The sequence below is a fragment of the Enterobacter cloacae complex sp. 385G4 genome (assembly GCF_057320665.1).
Genome location: NZ_JBXWDD010000010.1, coordinates 52,360 through 76,562 on the forward strand (window position 1 = coordinate 52,360; position 24,203 = coordinate 76,562).

28 protein-coding genes, 1 tRNA gene and 1 pseudogene are annotated in these 24,203 nt (G+C 50.2%); 28 read left to right on the plus strand and 2 right to left on the minus strand.

Going from position 1 to position 24,203, the window contains the following annotated elements; translation table 11 throughout:
- The 13 genes from AC2FAJ_RS20030 to AC2FAJ_RS20090 all read left to right on the plus strand — a co-directional run bounded on the left by AC2FAJ_RS20030 (nt 1) and on the right by AC2FAJ_RS20090 (nt 8,056).
- Nucleotides 1-1,323: an ATP-dependent DNA ligase gene (locus AC2FAJ_RS20030; RefSeq protein ID WP_199160377.1), complete on the plus strand. Its 1,323-nt coding sequence runs from the start codon at nt 1-3 to the stop codon at nt 1,321-1,323.
- Nucleotides 1,323-1,499 (plus strand): hypothetical protein, encoded by a 177-nt coding sequence (locus tag AC2FAJ_RS20035; RefSeq protein ID WP_023180936.1) that lies wholly within the window; start codon nt 1,323-1,325, stop codon nt 1,497-1,499. The genes AC2FAJ_RS20030 and AC2FAJ_RS20035 overlap by 1 nt, the downstream gene beginning before the upstream one ends.
- A complete protein-coding gene (locus AC2FAJ_RS20040; protein WP_485454448.1) occupies nt 1,483-1,695 on the plus strand; it encodes a hypothetical protein in 213 nt (70 codons plus the stop codon). Before AC2FAJ_RS20035 ends, AC2FAJ_RS20040 begins: the two co-directional genes overlap by 17 nt.
- Nucleotides 1,696-1,843: 148 nt before the next feature.
- Nucleotides 1,844-2,149, plus strand: coding sequence for a C-type natriuretic protein (locus AC2FAJ_RS20045; RefSeq protein ID WP_485454449.1), 306 nt, complete (start codon nt 1,844-1,846; stop codon nt 2,147-2,149).
- Nucleotides 2,150-2,896: 747 nt separating this feature from the next.
- Nucleotides 2,897-2,971: transfer RNA gene (locus tag AC2FAJ_RS20050), tRNA-Asn, on the plus strand.
- A 242-nt stretch (nt 2,972-3,213) separates the two neighbouring features.
- Nucleotides 3,214-3,981, plus strand: a complete 768-nt coding sequence (locus AC2FAJ_RS20055; RefSeq protein ID WP_196345758.1) for a hypothetical protein — start codon at nt 3,214-3,216, stop codon at nt 3,979-3,981.
- Nucleotides 3,982-4,044: 63 nt separating this feature from the next.
- Complete coding sequence (gene phoH, locus AC2FAJ_RS20060; RefSeq protein WP_136342877.1) at nt 4,045-4,818, plus strand: phosphate starvation-inducible protein PhoH; 774 nt, start codon at nt 4,045-4,047, stop codon at nt 4,816-4,818.
- A gap of 10 nt (nt 4,819-4,828) precedes the next feature.
- Nucleotides 4,829-5,032, plus strand: a complete 204-nt coding sequence (locus tag AC2FAJ_RS20065) for a crAss001_48 related protein (protein WP_048231983.1) — start codon at nt 4,829-4,831, stop codon at nt 5,030-5,032.
- A gap of 15 nt (nt 5,033-5,047) precedes the next feature.
- Complete coding sequence (locus AC2FAJ_RS20070) at nt 5,048-5,407, plus strand: Gp49 family protein (protein WP_485454450.1); 360 nt, start codon at nt 5,048-5,050, stop codon at nt 5,405-5,407.
- Nucleotides 5,407-5,652 carry a GrxA family glutaredoxin gene (locus AC2FAJ_RS20075; RefSeq protein ID WP_485454451.1) on the plus strand — a complete coding sequence of 82 codons (246 nt, stop codon included), beginning with the start codon at nt 5,407-5,409 and terminating at the stop codon, nt 5,650-5,652. The genes AC2FAJ_RS20070 and AC2FAJ_RS20075 overlap by 1 nt, the downstream gene beginning before the upstream one ends.
- A gap of 95 nt (nt 5,653-5,747) precedes the next feature.
- On the plus strand, nt 5,748-6,356 hold the full coding sequence (locus tag AC2FAJ_RS20080; protein ID WP_410734386.1) for a hypothetical protein: 609 nt from the start codon (nt 5,748-5,750) through the stop codon (nt 6,354-6,356).
- A 9-nt stretch (nt 6,357-6,365) separates the two neighbouring features.
- Nucleotides 6,366-6,776 carry a type II toxin-antitoxin system YafO family toxin gene (locus AC2FAJ_RS20085; protein WP_410734385.1) on the plus strand — a complete coding sequence of 137 codons (411 nt, stop codon included), beginning with the start codon at nt 6,366-6,368 and terminating at the stop codon, nt 6,774-6,776.
- Between the two features lie 173 nt (nt 6,777-6,949).
- On the plus strand, nt 6,950-8,056 hold the full coding sequence (locus AC2FAJ_RS20090; RefSeq protein WP_072105570.1) for a tyrosine-type recombinase/integrase: 1,107 nt from the start codon (nt 6,950-6,952) through the stop codon (nt 8,054-8,056).
- Here the strand turns inward: AC2FAJ_RS20090 and AC2FAJ_RS20095 are convergent.
- Nucleotides 8,048-8,434 carry a transcriptional regulator gene (locus AC2FAJ_RS20095; RefSeq protein ID WP_022649892.1) on the minus strand — a complete coding sequence of 129 codons (387 nt, stop codon included), beginning with the start codon at nt 8,432-8,434 and terminating at the stop codon, nt 8,048-8,050. The two genes, AC2FAJ_RS20090 and AC2FAJ_RS20095, sit on opposite strands and share 9 nt — an antisense overlap.
- 263 nt (nt 8,435-8,697) lie before the next feature.
- On the opposite strand from AC2FAJ_RS20095, the gene AC2FAJ_RS20100 reads away from it, so the two are divergent.
- The 5 genes from AC2FAJ_RS20100 to AC2FAJ_RS20120 all read left to right on the plus strand — a co-directional run bounded on the left by AC2FAJ_RS20100 (nt 8,698) and on the right by AC2FAJ_RS20120 (nt 16,758).
- Entirely contained in the window at nt 8,698-8,910 is a 213-nt protein-coding gene (locus tag AC2FAJ_RS20100) for a hypothetical protein (RefSeq protein WP_004110118.1), read from the plus strand.
- Nucleotides 8,911-9,019: 109 nt separating this feature from the next.
- Nucleotides 9,020-11,350 carry a cobaltochelatase CobT-related protein gene (locus tag AC2FAJ_RS20105; protein WP_485454452.1) on the plus strand — a complete coding sequence of 777 codons (2,331 nt, stop codon included), beginning with the start codon at nt 9,020-9,022 and terminating at the stop codon, nt 11,348-11,350.
- 96 nt (nt 11,351-11,446) lie between these two features.
- Nucleotides 11,447-12,682 (plus strand): AAA family ATPase, encoded by a 1,236-nt coding sequence (locus tag AC2FAJ_RS20110; RefSeq protein WP_042863512.1) that lies wholly within the window; start codon nt 11,447-11,449, stop codon nt 12,680-12,682.
- A 180-nt stretch (nt 12,683-12,862) separates the two neighbouring features.
- On the plus strand, nt 12,863-16,381 hold the full coding sequence (dnaE, locus tag AC2FAJ_RS20115; RefSeq protein ID WP_072105568.1) for a DNA polymerase III subunit alpha: 3,519 nt from the start codon (nt 12,863-12,865) through the stop codon (nt 16,379-16,381).
- A complete protein-coding gene (locus AC2FAJ_RS20120) occupies nt 16,378-16,758 on the plus strand; it encodes a hypothetical protein (RefSeq protein ID WP_485454453.1) in 381 nt (126 codons plus the stop codon). Before dnaE ends, AC2FAJ_RS20120 begins: the two co-directional genes overlap by 4 nt.
- A gap of 31 nt (nt 16,759-16,789) precedes the next feature.
- Here the strand turns inward: AC2FAJ_RS20120 and AC2FAJ_RS20125 are convergent, their stop codons facing one another.
- Nucleotides 16,790-17,713 carry a DUF4365 domain-containing protein gene (locus AC2FAJ_RS20125; RefSeq protein ID WP_052255174.1) on the minus strand — a complete coding sequence of 308 codons (924 nt, stop codon included), beginning with the start codon at nt 17,711-17,713 and terminating at the stop codon, nt 16,790-16,792.
- Nucleotides 17,714-17,839: 126 nt separating this feature from the next.
- Between AC2FAJ_RS20125 and AC2FAJ_RS20130 the strand changes: the two genes are divergently transcribed.
- The 10 genes and pseudogenes from AC2FAJ_RS20130 to AC2FAJ_RS20175 all read left to right on the plus strand — a co-directional run bounded on the left by AC2FAJ_RS20130 (nt 17,840) and on the right by AC2FAJ_RS20175 (nt 24,166).
- Nucleotides 17,840-18,271 carry a hypothetical protein gene (locus AC2FAJ_RS20130; protein ID WP_485454454.1) on the plus strand — a complete coding sequence of 144 codons (432 nt, stop codon included), beginning with the start codon at nt 17,840-17,842 and terminating at the stop codon, nt 18,269-18,271.
- A 119-nt stretch (nt 18,272-18,390) separates the two neighbouring features.
- A complete protein-coding gene (locus AC2FAJ_RS20135) occupies nt 18,391-19,419 on the plus strand; it encodes a regulator (protein WP_252107785.1) in 1,029 nt (342 codons plus the stop codon).
- A 60-nt stretch (nt 19,420-19,479) separates the two neighbouring features.
- Entirely contained in the window at nt 19,480-20,424 is a 945-nt protein-coding gene (locus AC2FAJ_RS20140; RefSeq protein WP_022649902.1) for a 5'-3' exonuclease family protein, read from the plus strand.
- Entirely contained in the window at nt 20,424-20,690 is a 267-nt protein-coding gene (locus AC2FAJ_RS20145; RefSeq protein ID WP_000920226.1) for a hypothetical protein, read from the plus strand. The genes AC2FAJ_RS20140 and AC2FAJ_RS20145 overlap by 1 nt, the downstream gene beginning before the upstream one ends.
- A gap of 2 nt (nt 20,691-20,692) precedes the next feature.
- Nucleotides 20,693-21,769 (plus strand): recombinase RecA, encoded by a 1,077-nt coding sequence (locus AC2FAJ_RS20150; RefSeq protein ID WP_001051805.1) that lies wholly within the window; start codon nt 20,693-20,695, stop codon nt 21,767-21,769.
- Nucleotides 21,770-21,860: 91 nt separating this feature from the next.
- Nucleotides 21,861-22,061, plus strand: coding sequence for a hypothetical protein (locus AC2FAJ_RS20155; protein ID WP_000589750.1), 201 nt, complete (start codon nt 21,861-21,863; stop codon nt 22,059-22,061).
- A gap of 3 nt (nt 22,062-22,064) precedes the next feature.
- Complete coding sequence (locus AC2FAJ_RS20160) at nt 22,065-22,895, plus strand: SPFH domain-containing protein (RefSeq protein ID WP_059306406.1); 831 nt, start codon at nt 22,065-22,067, stop codon at nt 22,893-22,895.
- A gap of 162 nt (nt 22,896-23,057) precedes the next feature.
- A complete protein-coding gene (locus AC2FAJ_RS20165) occupies nt 23,058-23,429 on the plus strand; it encodes a DUF2591 domain-containing protein (RefSeq protein WP_004110046.1) in 372 nt (123 codons plus the stop codon).
- Nucleotides 23,413-23,822 (plus strand): annotated as a pseudogene (locus tag AC2FAJ_RS20170) (DUF7238 family protein). The gene AC2FAJ_RS20165 and the pseudogene AC2FAJ_RS20170 overlap by 17 nt, the downstream one beginning before the upstream one ends.
- A gap of 68 nt (nt 23,823-23,890) precedes the next feature.
- On the plus strand, nt 23,891-24,166 hold the full coding sequence (locus AC2FAJ_RS20175) for a hypothetical protein (protein WP_485454455.1): 276 nt from the start codon (nt 23,891-23,893) through the stop codon (nt 24,164-24,166).
- Nucleotides 24,167-24,203: the final 37 nt, after the last annotated feature.

Sequence of the window (24,203 nt, forward strand, 5' to 3'; positions counted from 1 at the left end):
ATGGAAAAACTGATCGCCCTAAAGCACAAGCTGGATGCCATAAAAACGATGGGAACCAACGCCAAGAAAGAGGCGCTGGCCAACCTTGATGAATTTGAGCAGAGCATGGTCTCGCTAATGCTCAACCCATTCATTCGATTCGGTGTGAAGAAGTACAAAGTGGCCGAGCCACTCGATACTTCCGTACCCAGCGACCAGAAGGTAATAGAGCTGCTGGAGAAGCTGGCGGCGCGCGAACTGACCGGGAACGCGGCCATTACTGCTGTTGAATCACTCGTTGCCTCAATGTGCGCTGACGGGCAGGACGTGTTTCGTCGCTTCCTGCTGAAAGATCCGAAAGCCGGTGTCGGTATCAGTCTGTGCAACAAGGTGTTCGAAAACCCAATTCCGAAGTTTGAGGTACAGCTGGCGTCTCCGTACAAGGAGAAAGGCGACAAATACCCATTTAAACCAAATCCCAAGGCCAAGTGGCCAATGATCGGCAGCCTCAAACTCGATGGTCTCCGGGTTATCTGCGAAGTCATCGTTGACGAGGAAGAGGTGAACTTCCTGACGCGTACCGGCAATCCGATTACGTCACTCGATCACCTTAAACCAGCCATGCTGGAGCGAGGCAGGTTCTCCGGTTTCAAGCACATCTTTTTCGATGGTGAGGGTACTGCAGGTACGTTCAACCAGTCCGTGTCGGCGCTTCGCAAGAAGAACGTGAAAGCCATTGGTGCCGTTTACCACATCTTCGATTTCTTCTTACCGGAGTGGCGTGCTCAGGCAAAAAGCAAAGAGTACCTGAAGACCGGCATGAAGCTGAAAGAGCGCCTGGCTATGCTGGTGGCGTTGTTCCGCAACACTTGCGGGGAAGATTACGCGCAAGATGTCCACCTGCATCCGTTCTACATCATCCATAGCCATGAAGACTTTATCGAACGCTTCATGAAGCGCCTGGACGAGAACGAAGAGGGGGAGATGGGCAAAGATCCGGATTCTGTTTACGAGTTCAAACGCACCCGCAGCTGGTGGAAGCTGAAAGACGAGGATTCCGAAGACGGTGAAATCATCGACTTCGAGCCAGGCGACCCGGACTCAGGCTTTGCACATACGCTGGGCAAGATAGTGATTCGTCTGGAGAACGGCGTCATCGTTCGTGCCAGCGGTATCAAGCATAAGTACCTGGACGAGATCTGGAACAATCAGGAGAAGTATCGTGGACGCATCGTTGAGGTTCACTGCCATGAGAAAACGCCAGACGGTAGCTTACGCCACCCACGTCTGAAGTGGCCGAAATGTCTGCGAGATACCGAAGACCGTATTGGAGATAAAGACTGATGCTCGGCTGGATGATTGTATTTTTGGTCGTTGGCATTGTTATCGGCAGTCTGGTTACGTCCAGCTGCATCAACGATTACGTAAAAGCCGGTGTCATGCAGAGACGTGGCCGCATTTACCGCATTGTAGATATCACGTACACACTGAAGGAGATTAAGGATGATCATGTTAAGTAAACGGGAGAAAGAAACTCTGCGTGAAATCAGCCAGTGGAAGGAGTTCTACGCTAACTGGAAGCCAAAGACCCGCGCCAAACTGGAACGCATGAATCTTGTCGCTAACGTTTCGCCAAAGAGATGTGTGGAGAACTATCAACTCACTGAAAAAGGTCACTCACTGTTGCAGCAATTGACTGAGGCGGGGGCGTTCTGATGATTCCATACATCCTATTATCTTTTGCTGGGGGCGTGGCCCTCGGCTTCAGTATCTGTCGCGACCTGGTCAGGCAGGAACTGAAAACCAAAACGCTTCGCATCGGTAAGCGGCTGTATCGGGTTGTTCACGAGACGGGAGTACGGAAATGAGCAATTTGACCTCTTTCGACTGGTGGCTGGCAACCTACCTTGTAGCGGCCGGCTTCGGATATGCCTTTTACATTGGTCAGTTAATCGTAAAGCTACTGCTGATCAGATTTGCCAGTCATAAACGCATAGATGACGGTCTGTGCCGCCTGGGTTCTCTGCTGGAGACTCACTACGGCGAACTGAAGGAGAACGAAACTATCACTATTCAAGCGAAGCGTTTTACGGCCATCATCACGAGAACGCCGGAACAGAAGGTGAGCTTGATCAAAAAGATAGCAACTGAACGAGCTACAGAAAAATAAGTATTTACCTACTTATCTATTATGTATAAGATTCTTTTGTTTTCGTTGAGACGCGACTGTTTGAACGTTAAATATAACTGCAAACGAAGATACGTACCTGGCAGTAGCCTAAGAAGCCAAACACCAGCGAGGTCAGTTTCCAGCCTCGTCACCGAAATGGGACACACTGAGCGAGTGTGATTGCAGAACGCAGGATAGGGCATGTTGCACCACCCATGCCCTATTCGATGAAGTAACAGGATGGGCGGTTGGTTTCCTCATTCCATTCCATCATCCCGGTTTCAGCCAGCTGACCGTCCATCCTGTTACGTCATTTCCATTACTTATGTCGTTTAATCTTGGGTTAAAAGCGGCGACGTAACTCGGCTGGCTTGGTTAGCCAGCGCACAACGTTGAGGTCACTGTTTTTCTTTTAATCATACAGGTGATTCCACAGAGCTGTAGTGACTGATCAATATGTTGGGTCGAACATAAATCGGTTCAGTGGCCTCAACGTTGTGAAAGCAGGATTCTTTAACCCCCTGGTGAAATATTGTTGCCTATGTAGCCCCTGGTTTCACAACATGGATGATTCCATACATCCAATAAGATCGAAGAATCTGGCGGCCATCAACCGCCGAGAAGGATTCCAGATCTTCGCTCTATGTGAGCGAGCCACAAGCCTCGTCTGGCACTAACGTAAAGTGCAAGTTGCGGGAAAGTTCTTGGTTGCCTGGTTGTCCATGAACAAGTACCGCCGCGAAAAATGATGGTGTAGCTCAGTGGTAGAGCGGTTGACTGTTAATCAACTGGTCGGTGGTTCGAGTCCACCCACCATCGCCAACATAGCGCTGAACGGTTTGGAGTTCGCCACCACCGTCCGAACGGAAAGACTCCGCAAATGTCGCCAGACCGTTCAGCGCTGTGATAGACACGGCAGACGTTCTTAACCATTGCTTCTTAGCATCGTAGCAACTCTTTTTTAGCGCAAAAATTAAAGGGGCTTCGGCCCCTTTTTTGCTATATTGTCTCTTCGTAAAATAGCAGGGAGAGCGTAGATGTTTTGCCCTATGTGTCGAAAAGAAGTGGAAAAATTAGAGGACAGTCACTTCTTACCAAAACAAATTTATCGCCGTGCGCGTAATATGGTCGCAGAAGGCAAAAATTTGAACATGACAGACAAGGACGGTAATACCTATATCCTGTCAAAAGAAGTTAAAAGCTATTTGTTATGCAAAGATTGCGAAGGCAAGCTATCGAGGTATGGTGAAAACAGCTACGCCCGCATGTGCTTGCCGCCACTAAACCGCGCGGATGTTTCTAAATTCTTCAAAATAGCCAAAGGGAAAGTCATCCCATTTTGGAATAGCGCCAGTTTAGACCCCAAAATAGCACCTAACGTTTCCATCGGATCGGGGTTCTTGCAAGGCATAGATGCTGATAGCATTTACTACCTGGCGATCAGTATCTTATGGCGTGCTACCTTCGATGTTTGGAACGGTTGCATACCAATTAAAATAAATGAAGAAGCGAAAGAAGAGTTGAGAGCCTACTTGCTCGATCCTGAGAATAATGACCTGAGCTATAAGGTTGAAATCGCGCCTTCGTTTTGGTTTCCACGATACGGAACCTTCTTCCCTGTTGAGACGAAAAGACCTAACTTTTATTTTTTTTCTATATTTGAGTTCGACTTCTATATAGACCTTACAGCTAAAGTTAGAAAGCTATCTGACAATGTGCCTTTGCATGTTTTGGCCGATCCCTATCGTTGCAAGTACGCCTATGAAGCATTGAAGAGGACAATCGTGAAAGCAAAACCAAGAGGCAAGGTAGACAAGACTATCTCATGGTAGGTAATGACTTACCTATTATTTGTCGGTATAGTTCTTTCAGTTACTCACTTGAAAGGACTCAATATGGGAAACAAACGTAAACAGGCGCGTCGCGCAGCTCGTCAGGCACTGAAGTCAAAGCCACGCATCCACGGCTACGAAATTGACACAATCATCGTTGACGAGCTGGCTGTCGCCCCTGCTCTGCCACCAAAACCTAAACGCGACAACTCTCCCATCGAAGCGCGAAACGAGGCCCAGGCCCACTATCTTATCTCCCTCGACACCAAATCTCTGACGTTCGCCACTGGTGAAGCCGGTTGCGGCAAAACCTACCTGGCTGCAGCCGTCGCAGCGCAGCGTCTGCTGGATAAGGAAGTCGGGAAGATCATCGTGACGCGTCCGGTATTGCAAGCAGAAGAAGATCTGGGCTTCCTTCCGGGCGACATGAGCGAGAAGTTCGCTCCGTTCTTCCGGCCCGTCTATGACGTGCTACAGAAGCGTTTGGGTGGCTCATTCCTTGAATATTGCTTAAAGCCAGAGGTGGCCAAAGTAGAGATTGCCCCCTTCGCTTACATGCGTGGGCGCACGTTCGAGAACGCTGTAGTCATTCTCGATGAGGCTCAAAACGTTACAGCGTCACAAATGAAAATGTTCCTGACCCGTATGGGCGAGAACGTAACTGTCATTGTTAACGGGGATGTGACGCAATGCGACCTGCCAGGCAATGTTAAGTCTGGTCTGGAAGATGCACTGGAACGTTTTAAACCTTCCTCCCATGTTGGCCTTATTGAGTTTGCTACCGAAGACTGCGTGCGTTCTGAGCTATGCAAAGTCGCACTGGAAGCCTATCAGTAAGGGAAAGCCAATGACCAAAGAGTACCTGCCACACCAGAAACGTGTCATGGATGAACACGAAGAACTGTGTGGCCGCATCAAAAAACTGGAGGCGTTCATTGCCGGCGACGAGTTTGCTCGCCTGCTGTATGTCGACCGCATCATCCTAATTAAGCAACTGGACACGATGAAGGCTTATGACCTGATTCTTCGTGCCCGAATCGCTCGTTTTTAACGTAAGGAAACCAAAATGACCGATATGGATATCGAAAAAGAGATTGTGGCCAAAGGCAAAACGGCCGCGCGTGTTACCCCGGAACGCATCGAGAGTATCATTATCGAAGAGCATTACTTCACTGCCTATGACGGTATACGAGCCGCCAATATGGGGGTGAACACTGCCTGGACTGCTCATCCGTCTACAGATCTTCTGACCTTCTGCGTTCTTGTGCTGGAGAACGGCTTTACCGTAACCGGCGAGTCTGCGTGCGCCAGCCCGGAGAACTTTGATCCGGAGATCGGGCGTAAAATTGCACGCCAGAACGCGATTGCCAAAATCTGGCCGCTGGAAGGCTATCTTCTCAAGCAGCAGCTGCATGAGGTGAAGTGATGAAGGTCGTTATCTACGGACGCGATAATTGCTCATACTGCAAACGTGCGGTCGAGCTGGCGAAGCAGCTGCACGGCCACGGTTTTGGTGATTACGAATACATCGATATTGTGTCTGCCGGCATCGACAAAGAGAAGTTGATCGACCTGGTTGGCAAACCGGTGGAAACCATACCGCAAGTGTTCGTTAATGGTGAACCTGTCGGCGGCTATACAGAATTTGCTGCTTTTGCGAGCACTCTGTAATACAATACGGCTCCTTTTGGGGCCGTTTATTATTTGTCGCTTTCATCAACACAGCGTACACTTAGTTACGAGCCATTGAGTAGTTAAGAGGTTTTATGCGTTTAGAAAATTGCCTGGAAGATATGAGTGTCATTAGCAATGCCCTTGCTACTGTGACCTCTAACGCCTCGCGCTTTTCAACTGCAAAGCCTAAAGCTAAATCTGGGCGTGCCTTTATTGAGCCGCTTGGCTATCGACGCTTCCGTGGCAGGGTTAAGCACTCTGCGAAATTTGCTGGATTCAAAGAACAAGCCTATGTGAGAACCGCAGGTATCCCTGTTCAAGAGAACAGCGATGCTGCACAGCTGGCAGAGATCGAAAGCAAGCTCGCAGAATTGACGGCAAAACACGTTCGCCTGGCTCATGCCATCTCTGGATGGAAAGCGGAAAAGATTCGCACCAGCTTCGGTGAAAGCCGTTACGAAGAATTGAAGAACGTTGATCTGACCATTCGTGGTTTGGAGGGATTCGTTAACAAGTTGATTCGTGACTCTGAGCAACCTCATCCCTACTTGAAACGCCTGAGCGATTCTGTAACTGAGTATCGTTTGGCTATCTCTGATCTGCTATTGATTTTAAATCAGTGTTTTACCGACGTAGACATCATCGAATCGCAGACTGGCCTCATCGACGAGGACGTCTTCGCCAACTTCTCATTCCATTGAGGTTGATCGATGAAGGTCACATGGAACAGTGCCAGTTACGCCCAATTTTTACAGCCGATCTTCGATAAAACGCCTGATTTAAAGATCACGTTACTCAACGATTTCACGTCGCTTAAACAAGGCATGTACCCAACCGTATTCGGGAAAGATGGCCCGTATACGGCTCCGGGTGCTATTGTGTCCTCCCGCGTTTATCACGTTCATCTCTTATTCACGAAGCAAGAACGAACCAGTAGCCGCAACAGATTCAATTGCACAAGCGACCGCGCACTCGTTTACAGTCAACATGCACATTTCCAAGATGTGTATAGCCTATTGGCAATCTTTCCTAACAACGCACATCAGTATGCGAAAGATCCAAAAATTATGGCCGATATCGCTGCATACGCCGCTGCATTTCAAGCGCTCACTAATCCGTGACAATCACGCTAATAAAATCTCAGAATTTAAATTTCCAGCCTTAAATGATTCCATACCTATTAAGTATGGAATCATTGTACAAAACAGGCTATTTTATGGTTGATCATACAAAAACTTATGCCTAATATACTGTTTATAAATACAGTAAAAAGGCTTCACTCAGTGAGTGGACGATGAAAAACACCTTTGATAAAGCACGCGCAGCAGAAAACACCTCTCGGGAAGCCATCGAGTACCTCGAACGCGCTTCCGGTTTGTCGGCAGTGTCGACCGCCAAATTCGACGGTGACATGTCGTTTTCTTCCGCCTTCATGTTATTCACTCGCTTATCTTTACTGATAACGAGACGTCGACCTGAAATAGCCGTTCATTGTGTTTTGATACATGTAATGCCGCATATCTCTGATGTAAAGGTAAGTGATATAAGTAGGGTCTTGGTCAACCAGCTGGTGAACCCACTGATACTGGAAGGCAAGATCGTCCAGGGCAGACGCGTGTTCTCCCTGATGAAACAGTTCCTGAGCTGGTGCGCTTTTCAGGGGCTGATTGATACATCACCGTTGAATGATATGTCGCTCAATAGAGTTGCCGGTGGCGCAAAGCCAGTGCCGCGCGAACGTAAACTGACCGACGCCGAGGTCTGGGTATTCTGGAACGTCTGGGATTACTTCAATGTGTGCGAAGGCACAAAGTGGGCGGCCAGGCTCTGTCTTGTCGCTGCCAGACGCCCCGACGAAGTGCTCCGCGCCAAAAAGGATGAGTTCAACCTTCAGCGCGATGTATGGAATCAAGGTACACGAAACAAATCGGCCAGACAGCACGCGCTGCCGTTAAGCCCATTGATGCGTCAATGCGTGGAAGAGTTGTTCGAGTACGGGAAAGGCAGCCAGTGGCTCGTTCCTTCGAATAAGAAGAAGGGCGTGGATACGCCAATGTCTAAGGTGGCCATTGCCCAGGCACTGAGAAGGATACTGGAACGACCTGAGTTGATGGAGGTTGAGTCATTCACCCCACGCGATCTGAGACGTACAGCGCGTAGTTATTTCCCTGCTCTGGGGATTAATCAGGAGGTGGCCCGTAAGATTATGAACCACAGTCTTGAAGGGATAGATCGCGTCTATGATCGCCACGATTATATGGATGAGATGCGAGACGCCTTGAATAACTTCTCAACGTACATCGCATCTATCGTTAATCAAACAGACTTAGACGAGATAGACCACAAATTCAAGGGAGATCGTCTAGCCACGGAGCTTATTCGTGTAAATTTCTCACAGTGACTTGATGGCCTCTACCACCTTTTCTGACGCACCCTGTTGACCGTCAAAACGGTTACGGAACGCTTCTAGAACGAGTTTTTCATCAGCGGAGAGAGGTGCAGTGCCCTCTTCGCGAAAAAACTCAAGCAGCTCAGGATGACGTTCTTCCAGAACCATCAGCATCAGTCGAACCGGATCTGCATCCAGCGCTTCGGCTAATGCTCGAACCTTATCTACTGGAAGTGGGATTTTGCCGCTTTTGATGAGAGAGAGATTGTTGGCGTTCTTGTACCCAACCTCTTTGGCAATGGTAGCCTGACTTTTAGGCGAGATTGTGATTAACGAGTCAATGTAAGCTGCGTAGCGACCTTGTTTGATCTCTGTTTCGTTGGTAGCCATGTAGTGAACCTTGCGTGTTTTGTTTATCTCTGGTAAGTGCTTACTGATATTACAGCAAAGGCCAGGGTTGTAAAGACTTATCTATTTAATTTCGGTAGGCACAAAATCCCGGCATACCGCCATTATACTATGGTTTTTAGGCGATTTGTCACTATTCGCTTACAGAAATAAGTAAGACGTATCTGATATAGTTGCATTCCATATTGATACAATAGGTAGTAGTATTGCCGAACTTTCAAATGTGTTCAGTTGGATGATATGAAATGAAAAATATAACTTCTAAATTGACCGCCCTTGAGGTTGGACACGCATATGCGATTGGACTGGATGGCGTCGCGACGATCCTGACAGAACTAGAATCTGAAGAGCTTCCCGTGGAAATGGTTGATACGACGGTTTTCACTTTTGAGCTAAAAAATAAACATTTCACTCTCATCAATACCGGTTGCGGCTCCCTTGCCGTGAGAACCATTTAAAACACATTCCTGCCTATAGATGCCTGTACGAACAGCTTAGTTGCCTGTTCGTACAGTGATAAATTACGCACATCAGAAAACAAATTGTTTTAATAACAAGGAAATTCTCATGTCCAAAGCCATGACCAGATCTGTGCTGAAAGAGGTACAGGACTTTCGCGACTGCGTAAAACGAGTTGTAGCGATGCTATCAGGCAAACAGATACCTGTTGCAGAGCGAGGCAATGAAGCATATGTCCGCTACAACCGGCGCGGCGAACCAGTGCTGGTAAACATCCCATCTATACCGGACGACGCGTCACCAACCCTCATGAACGCAGTACGTGGTTTTCTCGACCATGAGGTAGCCCATATCCTCTTTACTGATCCGAAAGTCGCAATGAAGATGCGCGAGAAAGGAAAGGCTCCGTCTACCGGGCTTTGGAACGCGCTGGAAGACGTTTTTATTGAACGCAGAATGGGACAGGTATTCAACGGAACTCGTCGCAATTTGCTGGCCACACAGAACCTGGTGATCGACAAATACTTCAAGGGCAAAGTGTCAGAGGCGGTTTCAATCTGCCACGGCAACCAGCGTGAATTGTTCCTGAAATTCTTCCTTTGCCCGGTCGTTCGCGCCTGGGATGGCCAAAGCCCTTTCATCGACTTTATGGAAGAACACTGGCACCTCATCGAGAAGCCTGTGGCCTTGCTCAAAGAGCATGGTATCGACGTGGCCGTTCGCAATATGTCGAACACAGAAGACTGCGTGAAGGTAGCAGCTGCTATCGCCCAAATCATGCAGGATATGAAAGACAAGCCAGAGGGCAAATTACCAGAGCTTAAATCGTCTGCTAGGAAGCCGTCGAAGAGTGAGGATGAGTCAGAGGAAACCCCAGAAGCCGGTGACGAACCGACTCATAGTGAATCAGCACCAAAGCGTACCAAAGGCGAAGACGACGACAAGGAAGAGCAAGAAGATGATGCCTCAGAAGAGGAAGAGTCTGGGGATTCTGATTTGCCCGAATCAGTAGATAAGGACTTACCTACAGAGGATAAAGAAATTAGTGATACAGAAAGTAAATATACAGAAGCAGGCGAAGAGGAATCAGGAGACACCCCAGAATCCGATGATGCCGGCATGGAATCAGGTGATTCTGATGACGAAGGTGGTAGTGATGACACTGGCTCTCCAACGCCTGGTGATGGCATTCGCGAAGACGCCGATGACTCCGATGGTTATGGCTCTGGCGCCGCTGGCGATGGGGATAGTGATAGTGATGACGGCGAAGAGGAAGATGATGCCGCCGATCAAACAGACGGCGAAGGTAAAGAAAATGAGGATGCTGCGGAAGCGCCTGAAGACAGTGAGTCAGGCTTTGTTCCTGCTCCGGATGAAATGACTCTGGAGGACGCACTCAAGGCGCTCGACGAGATGGAAGACGGAACAGGCGAAATGACCGAAGACGCACTGTCGGCCACCATCAGCAAAGAGCTTATGAGCACCTCACTTTCTGAGTATCGCCCATACGATCGTTCATACGACTTTATCGGGTTGATTGATGAGGCTGAAGAGCATGTAAAGCGCACCAGAAAGACGTTCGGCGCAATCCCGATGCACTCACCGGTCGATCGCTACCGCATGGTTCCGGAAGGCAGAAGGCTCTTTGAACTGAAAATCGAAAAACATCTGTCTGCAGGCGTTTCTTCGACTCTGGCCAAAGACCTGGAGCGAGCTATCGCCAGCCGCAATCGAGTTCAGTTTATCCCAGGCCAGAGACGTGGGCGGATACATGGCGCGAACCTGTATCGTCTGGCAATGAACGACGACCGCGTGTTCCGCAAGAAAGAAGACCACAGAGCGGTGAACGCGTGCGTCCAGCAAGTGATCGACTTGTCCGGCTCAATGGGCGGCAGGAAGATTCAACTGGCACTCGCCAGCGCCTACACCATTGCGGATGCTCTGGATCGTATCAATGTGCCTAACATCATCACCGGCTTTACCACGTTTGGTAGCCCAGATTATGAAACCATGTCGAAGCGCGGGTTTACTCGTTTCGAGGCGCTAATGCTGCCCATTATCAAAAACTGGAATGAGAAAGCTAACTCTCCAGAGATCCGCGCCCGCATGGGCTGCGTGTGTGAGACGTTCCCCCTGCTCAATAACGTCGATGGTGAGAGCGTCGCGCAGCTGGCGACTCTGTTTGCAGGGCGAATGGAGGACAAGAAGATCATGCTGGTTATGAGCGACGGGGCGCCATGTGCTGCAGGCGATGGATTCCATCAGCATTTGCGAACCGTCACCAAAGAAATTGAGACGTTGAGTGACATCGATTTGATGGCTATCGGCGTTCTGACCGACGCACCACGGCGTTACTACAAAAATTACGCACTGGTAAACAGCGTAGAAGAGTTAGGGCCGTCAGTCGTCACAGAGCTATCTCGTATCATTCTTGGGTAATTGCTTTACCCGTAAAAATAAGTAATCACTTACTATACAGCCTATTATATTTATATAAGATATACCCCACGAACGACAAACAGTAAGGAAAAACACATGACCGCTACTGCACTACAGCAAGAAGAACATTTGCCGGAAGCCATCGTCTGCAAGTGGTGTGGCAAATCCTTTCATTACCTGAAATCCCATATCTCTATGGGCCGCTGCGAGAACATTCCTGAGTCCGCGAAAGGTCTGGACGTGGACGAGGTGGTGAAAATGTACACCACTGCGTTTCCGGATGAACCAACGATCTCTCGCACGGCACTGGCCAAACTCAATGAGAAGCGTGCCGAAAAGCATTCAGGCGAAGGAAAAGTAGCGGAGATTAGCGCACACCCGGGCTACGCAGGAACGGTCGAATACAAGACCGAACTGGTGGCCGCGCACGAGCTGCTTGGCGTAACGATCAAAGAGCTGGGAACGCCACGCGGAAAACCACTACAGGTGACAGTCAATGTCAACACGCCATATCCGGAGTTCGTACCGGAAGCGAAGAAGAACTATGTGTATGGCGACTTCGACCTGATTAAAGACATCTTCATGATGCTGGAAATCGGAATCCCAGGCTATCTCTGGGGTCATGCAGGAACCGGTAAATCTTCTCTTCCTACGCAGCTATGCGCCCTGCTGAATCGACCACTGATCCGCGCCCAGCATACGGCGTCTATGGAAGAAGCACACGTTACAGGCCAGATCCTCGCTCGCGATGGCTCCACCTACTTCGAGCCGGGTTTGCTGGCGCTGGCGATGAAAAATGGCTGGGTGTACCTCGCTGATGAATATGACTTCGCGTTCCCGCAGATTCTGGGTGTGTACCAGCCAGTTCTTGAAGGAGAACCGCTGATCATCAAAGAGGCAACTCCGGACTGGCGCCGTATCACTCCGCATAAACGCTTTGCCTTCATTGGCACTGGAAACACTAACGGCTCTGGCGACGAAACGGGTCTCTATCAAGGAACGAACATCCAGAACGCGGCGAACTTCTCGCGCTTCGGCATTGTTTCGAACGTGAAGTACATGAGCACTAAGGCTGAAGTCAACATGCTGGCTGAGGCTGGCGTCATCCGCGAATACGCCGAGAAGATGGTGAAATTCGCGAACCTTGTCCGTGAAGGTTATGAACAGCATCTGATCAGCCAGCCAATCGGCCCTCGCGAGCTGCTGCTGTCCGCAAAAATCGGAATGATGCGCGGTGATTTCTCTGCCGGCATCGAAAAGTCGTTTATCAATAAACTTCCATCCACGTCTGCACAGGCAGCGCGTGAAGTGGTTCAGAAGATCTTCGGTTAATCGTGCGTAAAGGATGTTTCGGCTCTCTTATCGCAGCGTCTGAAACTGGCCGGGCTTGTCTGGCGTGTCCGGATAGGCCCGAGTGCCACCAGTCAGCCAAAGAGGTTGCGATTTCGATGTATGGGAAGTTCGTTGGCTTCCCCAATGACAAAATCAAGAAAACCAGAAAGGTAAAAACACATGAAGGCTCTGATGGTCAGAACTGACTTCTCCCTGGGAGAGTCGGCTCTAAAAGCAGAAAACGCGGTGAAAATCGCGAGAGACGCTGGCTACACCGCTGTCATTTCCGCTGACAGCATGAACATTGCCAGTGTGATCCCCTTGCAACGTGCCGCTGGCGACGACATGGCGGTTATTTGTGGTGTTAAGCTGAATGTTGTCGACGATCCGACATACGAGCACCGCGCCCGCCTTGCGAAAGAGTCAGGGGGATGTATGGAATCATTGGTACGTGATCGCAGCTACTGCTTCACGGCACTGATAAAGAACGAGCAAGGTTATCGCGACGTGTGCGAACTGATGACCTTAGCCAACAAGCGCGAGCAATTCTACTTTGTCCCGCGTCTGGCGCTTGACCAGCTGGCGGCCGCATATGCCAAAGGCAACATCATCCTGCTGACGTCTGACATTGGCAGTGTATTCCAGCGCCGGGACTTCGCAAAGATTATCGGGACGCTGGTGACAGCTGGAGGACGCGATAACTTCTACAGCGTGGTTTATCCGCACCCTACCCCATTCTACGACCAGATTAACGTCCGGGCGATGAAAGTGGCGAGCGCACTGAAAATAGAGCCAGTGGCGTTCTATCCCGCTTATTACGAAGCGGTCGACGACGCTGACATTAAAGACATTGCGCACATGGTTACGAACAACATCAAAATCGACCAGCCGCATCGTCTGCGTATTCCCCACCAGCGAGATAACGCCGTTAATGGTCGCCGCCATCTCCTTGAAGCGCTGAAAGCCTTCTCCGTTCGAATGGATGTGCCGGTAACAGCTGCAATGGCCTCAACAACGCAGGACACCATTATTGAAGCCTGCACATGGCGCTGGCATGAATTGTCACCAGCACTGCCCAAGATGGCAGACGACGAGCCTGCAACGCTGATGAAGCTGGCTGTCGCGGGGCTGCGCAAGCGTCTTACTACCAAAGAGTTTGGCTACACACCACCGGCTTCTGAGCACCGTGTGTATGTTGATCGCCTGAAGTACGAAATGGACACTCTGACCCGCCTGGGCTTCTGTGGTTACTTCCTGATGGTGCGCGACCTGATGAATCACAGCCGTGAAACTGGCATTCCTGTCGGGCCAGGTCGTGGTTCCTCTGCCGGTTCTCTGGTAGCGTGGTGCATCGGCATAACCAACGTCGATCCTATCCGTCACGGTCTTCTGTTTGAGCGTTTCATTAACCCTGAACGTCTCGACTTGCCGGATGCGGATCTGGACTTCAGCCAGGCACGTCGACATGAGGTGATCGAGTATCTGAATGAACGCTATGGCGAAGATTACGTTGCAGGTATTCCGAACTTCACCTATCTGGGCGCGGCTTCGGCGCTGCGTGACACTGCACGTATTTACGGTGTCGACGCTGCGGATATGGCGGTATCCAAAGAGTTCAAGAATCTGGAAGACGATAGCCTGTCACTGGAAGAGCTGCGCGAGCAACTGGCCAGCCTGGACAAATACGCCACGAAAAAACCGGAAGCGTTCAAAGCGGCGTGTAAGCTGCAAAACCTAATGCGTGGTTTTGGCCGTCATGCAGCGGGGATGATCGTCGCTGGCGTTCCATTGGTAGAGCGCACGCCCGTCGAGCTGCGTGGCAACGCTCGCTGTATTGCGTTCGATAAACGTTACTGCGAGGCGATGGGGCTGATTAAGCTGGACGTTCTCGGTCTGGCAACGCTCGATCTGCTGGATAGCGCTAAACGCTACATCAAAGAGAGTACCGGGGAAGACATCAATCTCGATGCCATCCCACTGGACGATCGCAAGGTTCTGGATGGGTTCGCTGCAGGGTACACGCAGGGCGTATTCCAGCTGGAGTCCGGCCCCATGCGCAAGCTGCTTAAAGATCTGGGCAGTGGCATTGAACCAATGAGCTTCAAAACCGTTGTCGCCACTACCGCACTCTTCCGACCAGGCCCGATTCAATCCGGCATGTTGGACGACTATGTCTCCGTGGCCAAAGGCTTCATGGCTCCACAGTCGTTGCACCCGGTACTGGACGAACTTACCGCGGAAACCAACGGCGTGATTCTGTATCAGGAACAGACGATGAACGCGACACGATTGCTGGCCGGCTTCACGATGGCCGAAGCTGATGGTGTGCGTAAAGCGATCGGTAAAAAGGATATGGAAAAGATGAAGAGCATGGGCGAGAAGTTCGTCGTTCAGGCTCAAGCTGGTTGGATCGACGTTGAGATGGAAGACGGCACAACGCAGCGTATTCACCGCGCGGAACACTTTAAATGTGAGGACGGCGCACTGCGGACGGTCGAAGAAGCGCTGGAGGCTGGTGTGAAATTGCCTATGGCTGCTGTACGCGTTACAGGGTCACAACCGGGCTTGTCTGAAACGAAAGCGAGGGAGATCTGGGCTGCCTTCGAGAAGAACGGTGCGTATCAGTTCAACAAATCACACTCCGTTGCCTACTCGCTGATCAGCTATCAGTCTATGTGGTTAAAGACACATTACCCTGCTGAGTTCTTCGCTGCTGCGCTCACCATTCTGGGAGAGGATAAGCACCAGGGGCTGGTTAAGGATGCGCTGACCTATGGCATTCGCGTATTACCACCAGACGTTAACGTGTCATCTAACCGAATTGAGATCCGCACGCTGGAAGACGGCAGCCAGGTACTGTATGCGCCATTCTCTGCTGTGAAAGGCTGCTCTGAGAACGGATGCCAGGCCATCATGAGAGCGCGTGAGAAAGTTGGCGGCAAATTCGAGTCACTTGAGCAATTTGAGGAAGCGGTCGAGAAGCGTGCGTGTAACAGCCGGGTACGCGAGTCACTGCAAAAAGTAGGTGCGTTCGCATCGATTGAGCCTGGCAGTCTGCCAGCGACAGATCCGGAACGACTGCGCGACCAGGCAGAGTTGATGGGCAATCTGGTGATCGACGCTGTAAAAGCCTCTCGACCGTTCGAGATGAACCCTAAGCGCTCTGCTGAAGTGAATGTACTGATGACTCGCATGGCGGCAGAAATGGGTCTGGGAGACGACCTGATCCGCCCAAGCATTGGCATTAAGCCGAAAATCATGATCATTCTGGACAACGCGAACGGCAATGATGGGCGTACCGGCTACTTCATGGAGAACGGCTACGACGACTTTAAGGCGAAGTTGCTTACTGCAGGCGATCTGCGCATGGGCGATCTCTACGTCACCGGCGTGTGCAAAAAGGTAAAGGACAAAGAGAAGGATTACACCAAAGACGAGATCGGCCAGTTCACCGACTTTATGCGTGAAGAGATCAATCTGGTGCGTCCGACCTATGTGCTGACGTGTGGCAGCCGGGCGACGTCGCTCTTCAACAACAAGAGCAAACCATCCGACCTGGTTGGACGCAAAGAGTATCTGCCAGAGCTGGATGTGACCGTTTTCTACGGATTTAACCCGAACATTTTGTACTTTCGCCCAGAGGAAGGCGAAAAGCTGGAAGCAATTCTGGCAGAGGTAGCGGAGACTATTAGCAAATGAACAAAGAGAACACCATGAACGAGGCTCAGAAGATTGCACAAGCGCTGGCGGCTATCCCAGCAGATTTTCGGGATAAGGCAGTTGCAGCCACCATGCGGTCGCAGTTCTGGGAAATCATCGACTGCCCGGTCACGTTAGATCTGGCGCTGGCGCTCAAAACGCAAGATCCGAAGGCGTGCCAGTATCTGCTGGAGATCTACGAATCGGATAACCCAGAGGAACAGCTGGAGGCGTTCAAAGTGTTCCGCAATCGGCTGGTACTGAAGGTGGCCAAAGAGTTTATGGAAGTGAACAAGATTGGCGATGTGAGACAGTACAGGCTGAAGCGCCAGACCAGAGTCACGCTATCCAATATTTTTGGTAAGAAAGTCGCTTAATGAAATGGCCCGATTCTTTCGGGCATTTTCATTAATAGTTATATATGTTATTTCTTATGATCTCTTGAATTTGCACATTGACGGGGAAACAGCTTTCCATTTCATCTTTAAAAATAGAACTCTCACCTCTAAAGTGATATGCCAAATTTGAGAAGTAATCTAGCAGTCGGTCTAAATGAAGATCGCATAGTTCCATATATTCCTGAACTACAGGGTATTGCATGACAAGTAGTTTATTATCAGTTTTAAGTCTTAAAAATTCATCATAGTCATTAAGCAATCTATTCAAGGAATGAGGATAGGTCTCCCAGGCAACAGGGAATTTAAAATCCTCTTCCGGCAAACCTGATTCTTCAATTTCTTCATTTACTTCGTTAATGACTTTCATAAGTTCATGTTTTGAACTCGTTGCCATCTCAACAACTTCCTTGTCAAGCTCGGTCATCCATAGCTTCGACCAATCCTGCTTGTGCATTGGACGAAGACGATGCTTGTGCGATTCAAAGATAATATTAGTTTTTGAATCCTTATTTTTTCGTGCCTTCTCAGAATAGTTATCAAGGCTTTCACTATCTAAATGACGCCAGTATATTTCAGGCTCATCTTTAATATTCATTTCATTAAGACTTACAAGCACAATTACTACCGGCTCATGTTGAGAACTCCAATAGCCAAGGTTATCAAGACCAACTCTAACACTTAAACTTTCTTCCATCTGTCTTGAGGTAGTTTTAACCTGAACAGAAATAAAAGCCCCTGTTGATTTGGTGTCATCTGCAAACATTTCAACCTGAGCATCAATTCCCATGTCAACACTCAATAGTCGACAAGGCCAGCCAAAGTATCGTGATATCCAGTAGGCGAATAAATACTCCCCGGCATGTCCGTAGGCACTGGATTTTGGGTAAATCATCGCCTCTTTTGGTGACTGGTTGTTTGTCTTTGGTGATTTCATTTTTAATTCCTTGTTAAAGCTCAATCTTCCCCTTTCGCCCCAAAAATGTCTACCGCCAATCATGGCAGTAACCCTCCATTTGTTTGATATAATCAGATACACAAAAGTAAGTTGGAACCTATCAATATGAACACCGATATCTACGAAAAAATCATGTCCGACCTGGAGTTCGACCGCGACAATCTGGAGGAAGTCTGGCGTCAGCAACCGCGCCTCTTGATGGAGTACGGCTCTAAGCTGGCGCGGGCAGAACGAGAGGTCGCAGATGCAAAACTCTCCCTTGATGCGATTGAGGCGAAAATCTACGACAACGAGCGTAAGAACCTGAGCATGAACGGAATTAAGTTCAATGAATCCGTACTGGAGGCGAAGGTTAGAACTAACCCACAATACCTCGCAAAGCGCCAGAAACTCGACGAAGCACGGCACATTGCAGATCTGTACAAGCACGCTGTAGCCGCCTTCTCACACCGCCGCGACATGATTGTCCAGGCGTCCAAAATGGCTATCGTAGAGATTGAACGTTTGGGCGCCGAACGTTTCCACCCCCCCCGTTAATTTATGCTAGATCGTAAGTAAGTACTGATCTATCATTCTTTTCGCTCGAAAGAGCCAAGAGTAAACGAAAGCCCAACGCGCATAGCGCCAATGGCCACAATCACAACAAGGAGAAATACATGTCTAAGTCATTACTTGATCTGCTTAACAAGACCCGTGGCGATATTGCTTCTAAACGTGGCAATAACGTTGATGTGACCCGTCTGAAAGACGGCAATAACTATCTGCGCATTTTCCCGAACAAGGACGACCCGAATGGCCTGTTCTTCCAGACTTTCGGTATGCACTACGTTAAGCATCAGAATGAGGAAGGCAAAGATGTAACCACCGCCTACATCTGCGAACAGCACACCCACGGCCACGCTTGCCAGCTGTGTGAGATGGTTATGGAAGGTCGTGCTCGCTTTAAGGGCAACAAAGCGATGGAAGAGCGCATTAACAGTATGCGTGCTACACCGCGTTATCTGGTCAACGGTGTTCTGTCTGCGCGCGAAGACTTTGCAGACGCAGAGAAATGCCAGCTGATTGAGCTGCCGTCTACGGTCTTCGACGATATCTGCAAAGTGATGTCCGAAGATATTGCGGATGATATCGGCAACCCACTGAGCAAAGAAGAAGGCTATGCGTTCCTGATTAAGCGTACCGGTTCCGGTCGTGACACCAAGTACGACGTATCCCCGAAACGTAAAGTCTACAAAGGCGACATTCCTGAGAAGCTCTGGACTACCCAACACGATCTGATCGCATACGCGAACCAGGCTGACGAAACCCGTCTGCTGTCTACTGCTCGCACTATGGGTCGTCTGATTGGTATTGCGGCTCCGGCAGCAACAATGTCCTCTCCGGCCATTTCTTCCGCTGCGAAATCAGCTGCTGCTGAACTGCCAGGCTTTGGCTCTATCACTGGTCATACGGAAGGTGCAGCTGCTGTCGCTACAGCACACACTCCGGCTCCAGAGTCCACCAGCCTGGTTGATGAAGAGATCCTGCGTGCCGCTGAAGCTGAGTTCAAGCCGGAAACTAAACCGGAAGAAGTTAAAGCTCCGGAAGCCGCCGCAGCTGCAAGTGCTTCAGCATCTGCTGCCGCTGCATCTGCACCAGCTGACGAAGGTCTCGACGACCTGCTGGCTGAACTGGACGCTCTGTAATCCCATAACGTGACCAGTAAGGCGTCTACGGACGCCTTACTTTTTGGAAGGAGTGTACCGGTGAATTATCTCTTTGTGGACGGTAACAGCCTGGGCTATTACCACCAGCAATCCGACAAATTACACAACGGCGAGATGGAAGTTCAGGCGGCTTTTGGCTTCGTGAAGAACGTTCGTCGTTACGCCTCAATTCTCCATGCCCGCCCAATGATCTTGTGGGATGGATTCAGCGACAAACGTCGCGACTTCTACCCGGAGTACAAAGCGAATCGCGATGACGACCCGGATATGAAGAAGATGAAAGAAGGCTTTGCCATCCAGAAGCCGTACATCTTGAAAATGATGACCGCGCTGGGCGTTAACCAACTCATTGCAAAGGACGCAGAAGCGGACGACCTGGCTGGAATGCTGGTCTCTCGCCTGGCTCCGCAGCCGACCGTCGATCACATCTACCTGCTGACTGGCGATGGCGACTGGCTCCAGCTGGTTCGCGAGAATGTGAGCTGGGTAAGCCTGCGTGAAGATGCCAAGCACAAGCAGGTGAACTTCGAACAGTTCGCAGAGTTGACAGGTCTGCCAACACCACGCGCGTTTCTGGAAGCGAAAGCGTTGCAGGGCGATAACTCGGACAACATCAAAGGCGTCGGTGGCATTGGTGATGGTGGCGCGAAAGAGCTGCTTCATGAATGGGGAAGCGTGGCCGCAATGGTACGCGGCATTAACGACGGCTCTATTGTCATCAACAAAGGTCGCTATAAGACGGCATTCAACAAGCTGGCAAAGAACGCCTTCAACGAGAAGACGGGCTGCCGGATGCTCGAAGCCTTTAAGCGCAACATGATGCTGATGAACCTTATCGACACAAAATTCCCACCCAGCGAAATCGAGTCGATTAAAGGCGCACGCGACATGAATGCCTTCGAACAGATGTGTTACGAGCTGAATTTCCGGTCGTTTCTGGAAGATCTGGAAGTGTTTGTTCTGCCATTTGAGAGGTACTGCTGATGCTGAAATCCATCATTAATGGCGGGGCAACTACGCCAACCATGCTGGCTAAGGAGATTGTCTTCTGCCACGGCGAGCACGCTGTGGTGGCGCTGCCGAACATTCTGGGCGCTGCTGGCATTTCTGCTACTGAGCGTGAGTTCGCGCTGGTCAGCGAGCAGGTCGTGAAGATCATCGCTCGCGTCGCCAAACACCTGAACCACGACGCAATCAAGTTTGACGAAGCCGCTGCTTCGAAGCGAATCAACGAATCAAAAGGAGCCTAATCATGGCAAAAGGCAAATCCGCACTGGCACTGGCGCTGAAAAAGAAAATCGGCAGCAATGACGAGATCCAGAAGGTCTCCCACTGGATTGACTCCGGTTTCCCTCCACTGAACAAAGCCATTTCCGGACGTTACGACGGTGGTTTTCCGTGTGGGCGTATCGTTGAAGTCTTCGGGCCACCAAGCGCCGGTAAAACCTTTTTGGCGACGGCTGCAATGGTGTCAGCACAGAAACAGGATGGTCTGGCCGTATTCCTTGACCACGAAAACAGTTTCGACGTTGGTCTGGCGGTAGCGAACGGACTGAACGCCGACGAAGACGACGGTCAGTGGGTCTACAAACAGCCGGATACCTTCGAAGACTCCGTCGAGCTGATCGGCACAATCCTCAAGCTGGTGCGCGACGAAGAGCTTATCCCGGAAACAGCCCCTATCTGCATCGTTGCCGACTCTCTGGCGTCGATGGTTCCGAACTCGAAGGCTGAGAAGTTCGACAAGATGGCAGAAGGCACTGCGAAGGACAAAGATCAGCTGAACATGAACGACAACACGGCGCTGGCGCGCGCGACGAGTGCGAACTTCCCTACTCTGGCGCTTTGGGCGCGTAAGTACAACGCGTGCATCATCTTCTTGAACCAGGTACGTACCAAAATTGGCGTGATGTTTGGCGATCCGACTACGTCTCCGGGTGGCGACTCTCCGAAGTTCTACGCGTCGGTGCGCATCCGTCTGGGCGCATCCGTTATGAAAGATGGCAAAGAGAAGATCGGACAGGACGTTGGCGCCGAGTGCATTAAAAACAAAGTCGCACCTCCGTTTGGCAAATGCTCATGGAAATTCTACTTCGACCCGACTCGCGGGCTGGACGTCATCGAATCGCTGGTTGAGTACATGCTGGAGGAAGGATACCTGCCCAAGAACGCCAGCGGACGTGTGGAAATTGGCGATAAGAAATACACCAAATCGCAGATCGTCGAGATGTACCGCGAGAAGCCACTTCCGGAAATCATCGCAGCACTCCAGGCGATAGACGAACGGCGAGCGAAAGAGTCGTCCCCAGCAGAGACAGAAGAAGCGTAATCACAAGGCGTCCGTTGGACGCCTTTTTTATACTTGAAAATATATAAGTACTTACTTATCATTTCTACACCAAAACGACAAAAGGAAACACATGATCAAGGGTTATCTCATGGCTGTTTCAGCGGTGATATCAGTCTGCTTTATCTACGGTTTACTGGTTCCATCGCTTATCTCAGCTAAAAGCGATCTGGCCTTATTTATCGGACTTGCCATCGCTGTAGTCTTCCCGGTTGCCTTGTTAAAAGCTGGCCGCAGGTATATCAACTCACTCAATAAAACTAAGGAGAAGTAAGTAATGAAGAAAGGTTTACTGGCGGTGGTTTTGGCTGCTATTTGCACAATGGGTCTGACCGGCTGCGATCGCGTGGAACCGGGATACGTTGGCATTAAGGTAAACAAATTGGGTGAAGACAAAGGTATCGGTGAAGTTGTCGGCGTTGGCCGTCAGTGGACTGGTCTGAATACCGAGCTGTACACCTTCCCCACTTTCAAACAGATGAAAACCTACGATGAGCCGTTCACATTCCAGATGAGCGACGGTACAGCCATCGGCCACAAAATTGGTGTGGCATATCTGGTTAATCGCGACAAAGTAACTACCGTATTCCAGACCTATCGCAAAGGTGTTGATGACATTACCGACACTGATCTGCGCCAGAAGATTGCGGACTCACTGAACCGTCTGGCCAGCCGCATGACTACCGACACGTTCATCGACGGTGGCAAGGCGTCTCTGCTCGACAATGCGCTGAAAGACATTCAGGCAGAAATGTCACCGGTAGGTATTGAGGTTATTAGCCTGTCATGGGTGGGCAAACCAGACTACCCGGACACTGTCATCGAATCTATCAATGCCAAAGTGACCGCGAACCAGAAAACGCTCCAGCGCCAGCAGGAAGTTGAGCAGCGCAAGGCAGAAGCGAACATGCTGCGTGAACAAGCCGAAGGTGAAGCCGACGCTATCCGCAAGCGTGCTCAAGCAGAAGCTGATGCCATCAAGTTGCGCGGTGAAGCATTACGTCAGAACCCGAACGTCATGGAGCTGGAAGCCATCAACAAATGGAATGGTCAGTTGCCTCAGTACATGACTGAAGGGGCTAATACTCCGTTTATCGCGTTGAAGTAACAGCCTTTTCAAAGATACGGCGTCCACTTGGACGCCTTTTTTATTTCCGTATTATCACCAACAAGAAAACAAATTGGTTACTAATACGGAATTACCATCCGTAGAAGTACAAAGTGACAACGCCACATAGTTGTTCGGCAACGGATGAGAAGGAGATCGGGAATGAAAAATTACAGCGAGATGACGGACTTTGAGATTAACTGCCTAGTCGCGGAAGCCACCGGCCATCGACCGCTTATCTCACAATATGGCTGGAAAGGCTCACAGGAAGGCGATTACACCGCAGTGGTCGCCATCGGCCCGAACGGAGCCGGAACCTTCGACTGGTGTAACGATCCGGAAGATGCGTGGGACATTATTTACCGACACAGAATCGGCGTAATCCCCGCCAGACAGCCAGGTGAGTGGAGAGCGGCCCACAGAAAGGTGGATAGCTCAACGCCACAACATCTGATCCAGAACCCTAACCCTTTCAGAGCGGCAATGACCGTGTTCCTTTTAATGCAGGAGAAAAAGCGTGAAGAAACTGTATGACGCGGCCAACGCTGCGCTGGATGTCGTGGATACCGAAATTGCCCAGGGCTTCCCGGAGCCAGAATGGGCGACGCAGCTGCGTGAGGCAATTGCAGAGATGAACGCACGGAACCTTCAAAAGATGAAGCCGACTGGCAGCGTTTCATCAGAATGTACGCGGAAGAGATTGGCCCGACGCCAACCGCTGAACAGGCCATGCTGCTCAAGTACTTCAAGGAGGCTGGAGAGAATCTGCCGGTTGATGATACACCGCACTGGTTTCACGCCGCCTGGCGTAAGTTCGACGTGATCTACACCCGCGGTCTGGGAAGCAAAGATATGGTCGTCTGGCATCTGATGCACATTGATAAAGCTGTAGACCGCACGCTGGAGAAGTTCTTTCCTCCAGCCTGAACACAATGATTGTGCGCCGCATGGCGCACATCAATATAAATAAGTACTTACCAACAAGGAGAAAACACATGAAGATTTTGGTTCGCATTTCAGCCAGCACCGACTATGACGTTTACCCGTTGTTCATGGTCAAGAGTGATGGGCTGAACGATGAAGAAATTCAAGCGGCAATTGATCGCAATCTCGTTGAGTACACAGGCATGGATGCAGATTCTGTGTATGTCGATGATGACGGTGTTTGTTGGCACAACGGTAGTTGCTGGTACGTCGACGACACGATGCCGGTAAGCGATGAAGACGCGGCTCATCTTGAGCGTATCTTAGGCATCAGCACTTTTGAGTGATATTTACAGCAAAAAATATATAAGTTAGCATCTACCT

Bases quoted from the DNA above. Each gene is read 5' to 3' on its own strand.
- AC2FAJ_RS20090 (WP_072105570.1), top strand. From the start codon at position 6,950: ATGAAAAACACCTTTGATAAAGCACGCGCAGCAGAAAACACCTCTCGG.
- AC2FAJ_RS20165 (WP_004110046.1), top strand. From the start codon at position 23,058: ATGAAAAATTACAGCGAGATGACGGACTTTGAGATTAACTGCCTAGTC.
- AC2FAJ_RS20070 (WP_485454450.1), top strand. From the start codon at position 5,048: ATGACCGATATGGATATCGAAAAAGAGATTGTGGCCAAAGGCAAAACG.
- AC2FAJ_RS20085 (WP_410734385.1), top strand. From the start codon at position 6,366: ATGAAGGTCACATGGAACAGTGCCAGTTACGCCCAATTTTTACAGCCG.
- AC2FAJ_RS20045 (WP_485454449.1), top strand. From the start codon at position 1,844: ATGAGCAATTTGACCTCTTTCGACTGGTGGCTGGCAACCTACCTTGTA.
- phoH (WP_136342877.1), top strand. From the start codon at position 4,045: ATGGGAAACAAACGTAAACAGGCGCGTCGCGCAGCTCGTCAGGCACTG.
- AC2FAJ_RS20100 (WP_004110118.1), top strand. From the start codon at position 8,698: ATGAAAAATATAACTTCTAAATTGACCGCCCTTGAGGTTGGACACGCA.
- AC2FAJ_RS20150 (WP_001051805.1), top strand. From the start codon at position 20,693: ATGGCAAAAGGCAAATCCGCACTGGCACTGGCGCTGAAAAAGAAAATC.
- AC2FAJ_RS20065 (WP_048231983.1), top strand. From the start codon at position 4,829: ATGACCAAAGAGTACCTGCCACACCAGAAACGTGTCATGGATGAACAC.
- AC2FAJ_RS20040 (WP_485454448.1), top strand. From the start codon at position 1,483: ATGATCATGTTAAGTAAACGGGAGAAAGAAACTCTGCGTGAAATCAGC.
- AC2FAJ_RS20175 (WP_485454455.1), top strand. From the start codon at position 23,891: ATGAAGATTTTGGTTCGCATTTCAGCCAGCACCGACTATGACGTTTAC.
- AC2FAJ_RS20030 (WP_199160377.1), top strand. From the start codon at position 1: ATGGAAAAACTGATCGCCCTAAAGCACAAGCTGGATGCCATAAAAACG.
- AC2FAJ_RS20130 (WP_485454454.1), top strand. From the start codon at position 17,840: ATGAACACCGATATCTACGAAAAAATCATGTCCGACCTGGAGTTCGAC.
- AC2FAJ_RS20110 (WP_042863512.1), top strand. From the start codon at position 11,447: ATGACCGCTACTGCACTACAGCAAGAAGAACATTTGCCGGAAGCCATC.
- AC2FAJ_RS20080 (WP_410734386.1), top strand. From the start codon at position 5,748: ATGCGTTTAGAAAATTGCCTGGAAGATATGAGTGTCATTAGCAATGCC.
- AC2FAJ_RS20145 (WP_000920226.1), top strand. From the start codon at position 20,424: ATGCTGAAATCCATCATTAATGGCGGGGCAACTACGCCAACCATGCTG.
- dnaE (WP_072105568.1), top strand. From the start codon at position 12,863: ATGAAGGCTCTGATGGTCAGAACTGACTTCTCCCTGGGAGAGTCGGCT.
- AC2FAJ_RS20120 (WP_485454453.1), top strand. From the start codon at position 16,378: ATGAACAAAGAGAACACCATGAACGAGGCTCAGAAGATTGCACAAGCG.
- AC2FAJ_RS20125 (WP_052255174.1), bottom strand. From the start codon at position 17,713: ATGAAATCACCAAAGACAAACAACCAGTCACCAAAAGAGGCGATGATT.
- AC2FAJ_RS20095 (WP_022649892.1), bottom strand. From the start codon at position 8,434: ATGGCTACCAACGAAACAGAGATCAAACAAGGTCGCTACGCAGCTTAC.
- AC2FAJ_RS20135 (WP_252107785.1), top strand. From the start codon at position 18,391: ATGTCTAAGTCATTACTTGATCTGCTTAACAAGACCCGTGGCGATATT.
- AC2FAJ_RS20155 (WP_000589750.1), top strand. From the start codon at position 21,861: ATGATCAAGGGTTATCTCATGGCTGTTTCAGCGGTGATATCAGTCTGC.
- AC2FAJ_RS20160 (WP_059306406.1), top strand. From the start codon at position 22,065: ATGAAGAAAGGTTTACTGGCGGTGGTTTTGGCTGCTATTTGCACAATG.
- AC2FAJ_RS20075 (WP_485454451.1), top strand. From the start codon at position 5,407: ATGAAGGTCGTTATCTACGGACGCGATAATTGCTCATACTGCAAACGT.
- AC2FAJ_RS20035 (WP_023180936.1), top strand. From the start codon at position 1,323: ATGCTCGGCTGGATGATTGTATTTTTGGTCGTTGGCATTGTTATCGGC.
- AC2FAJ_RS20105 (WP_485454452.1), top strand. From the start codon at position 9,020: ATGTCCAAAGCCATGACCAGATCTGTGCTGAAAGAGGTACAGGACTTT.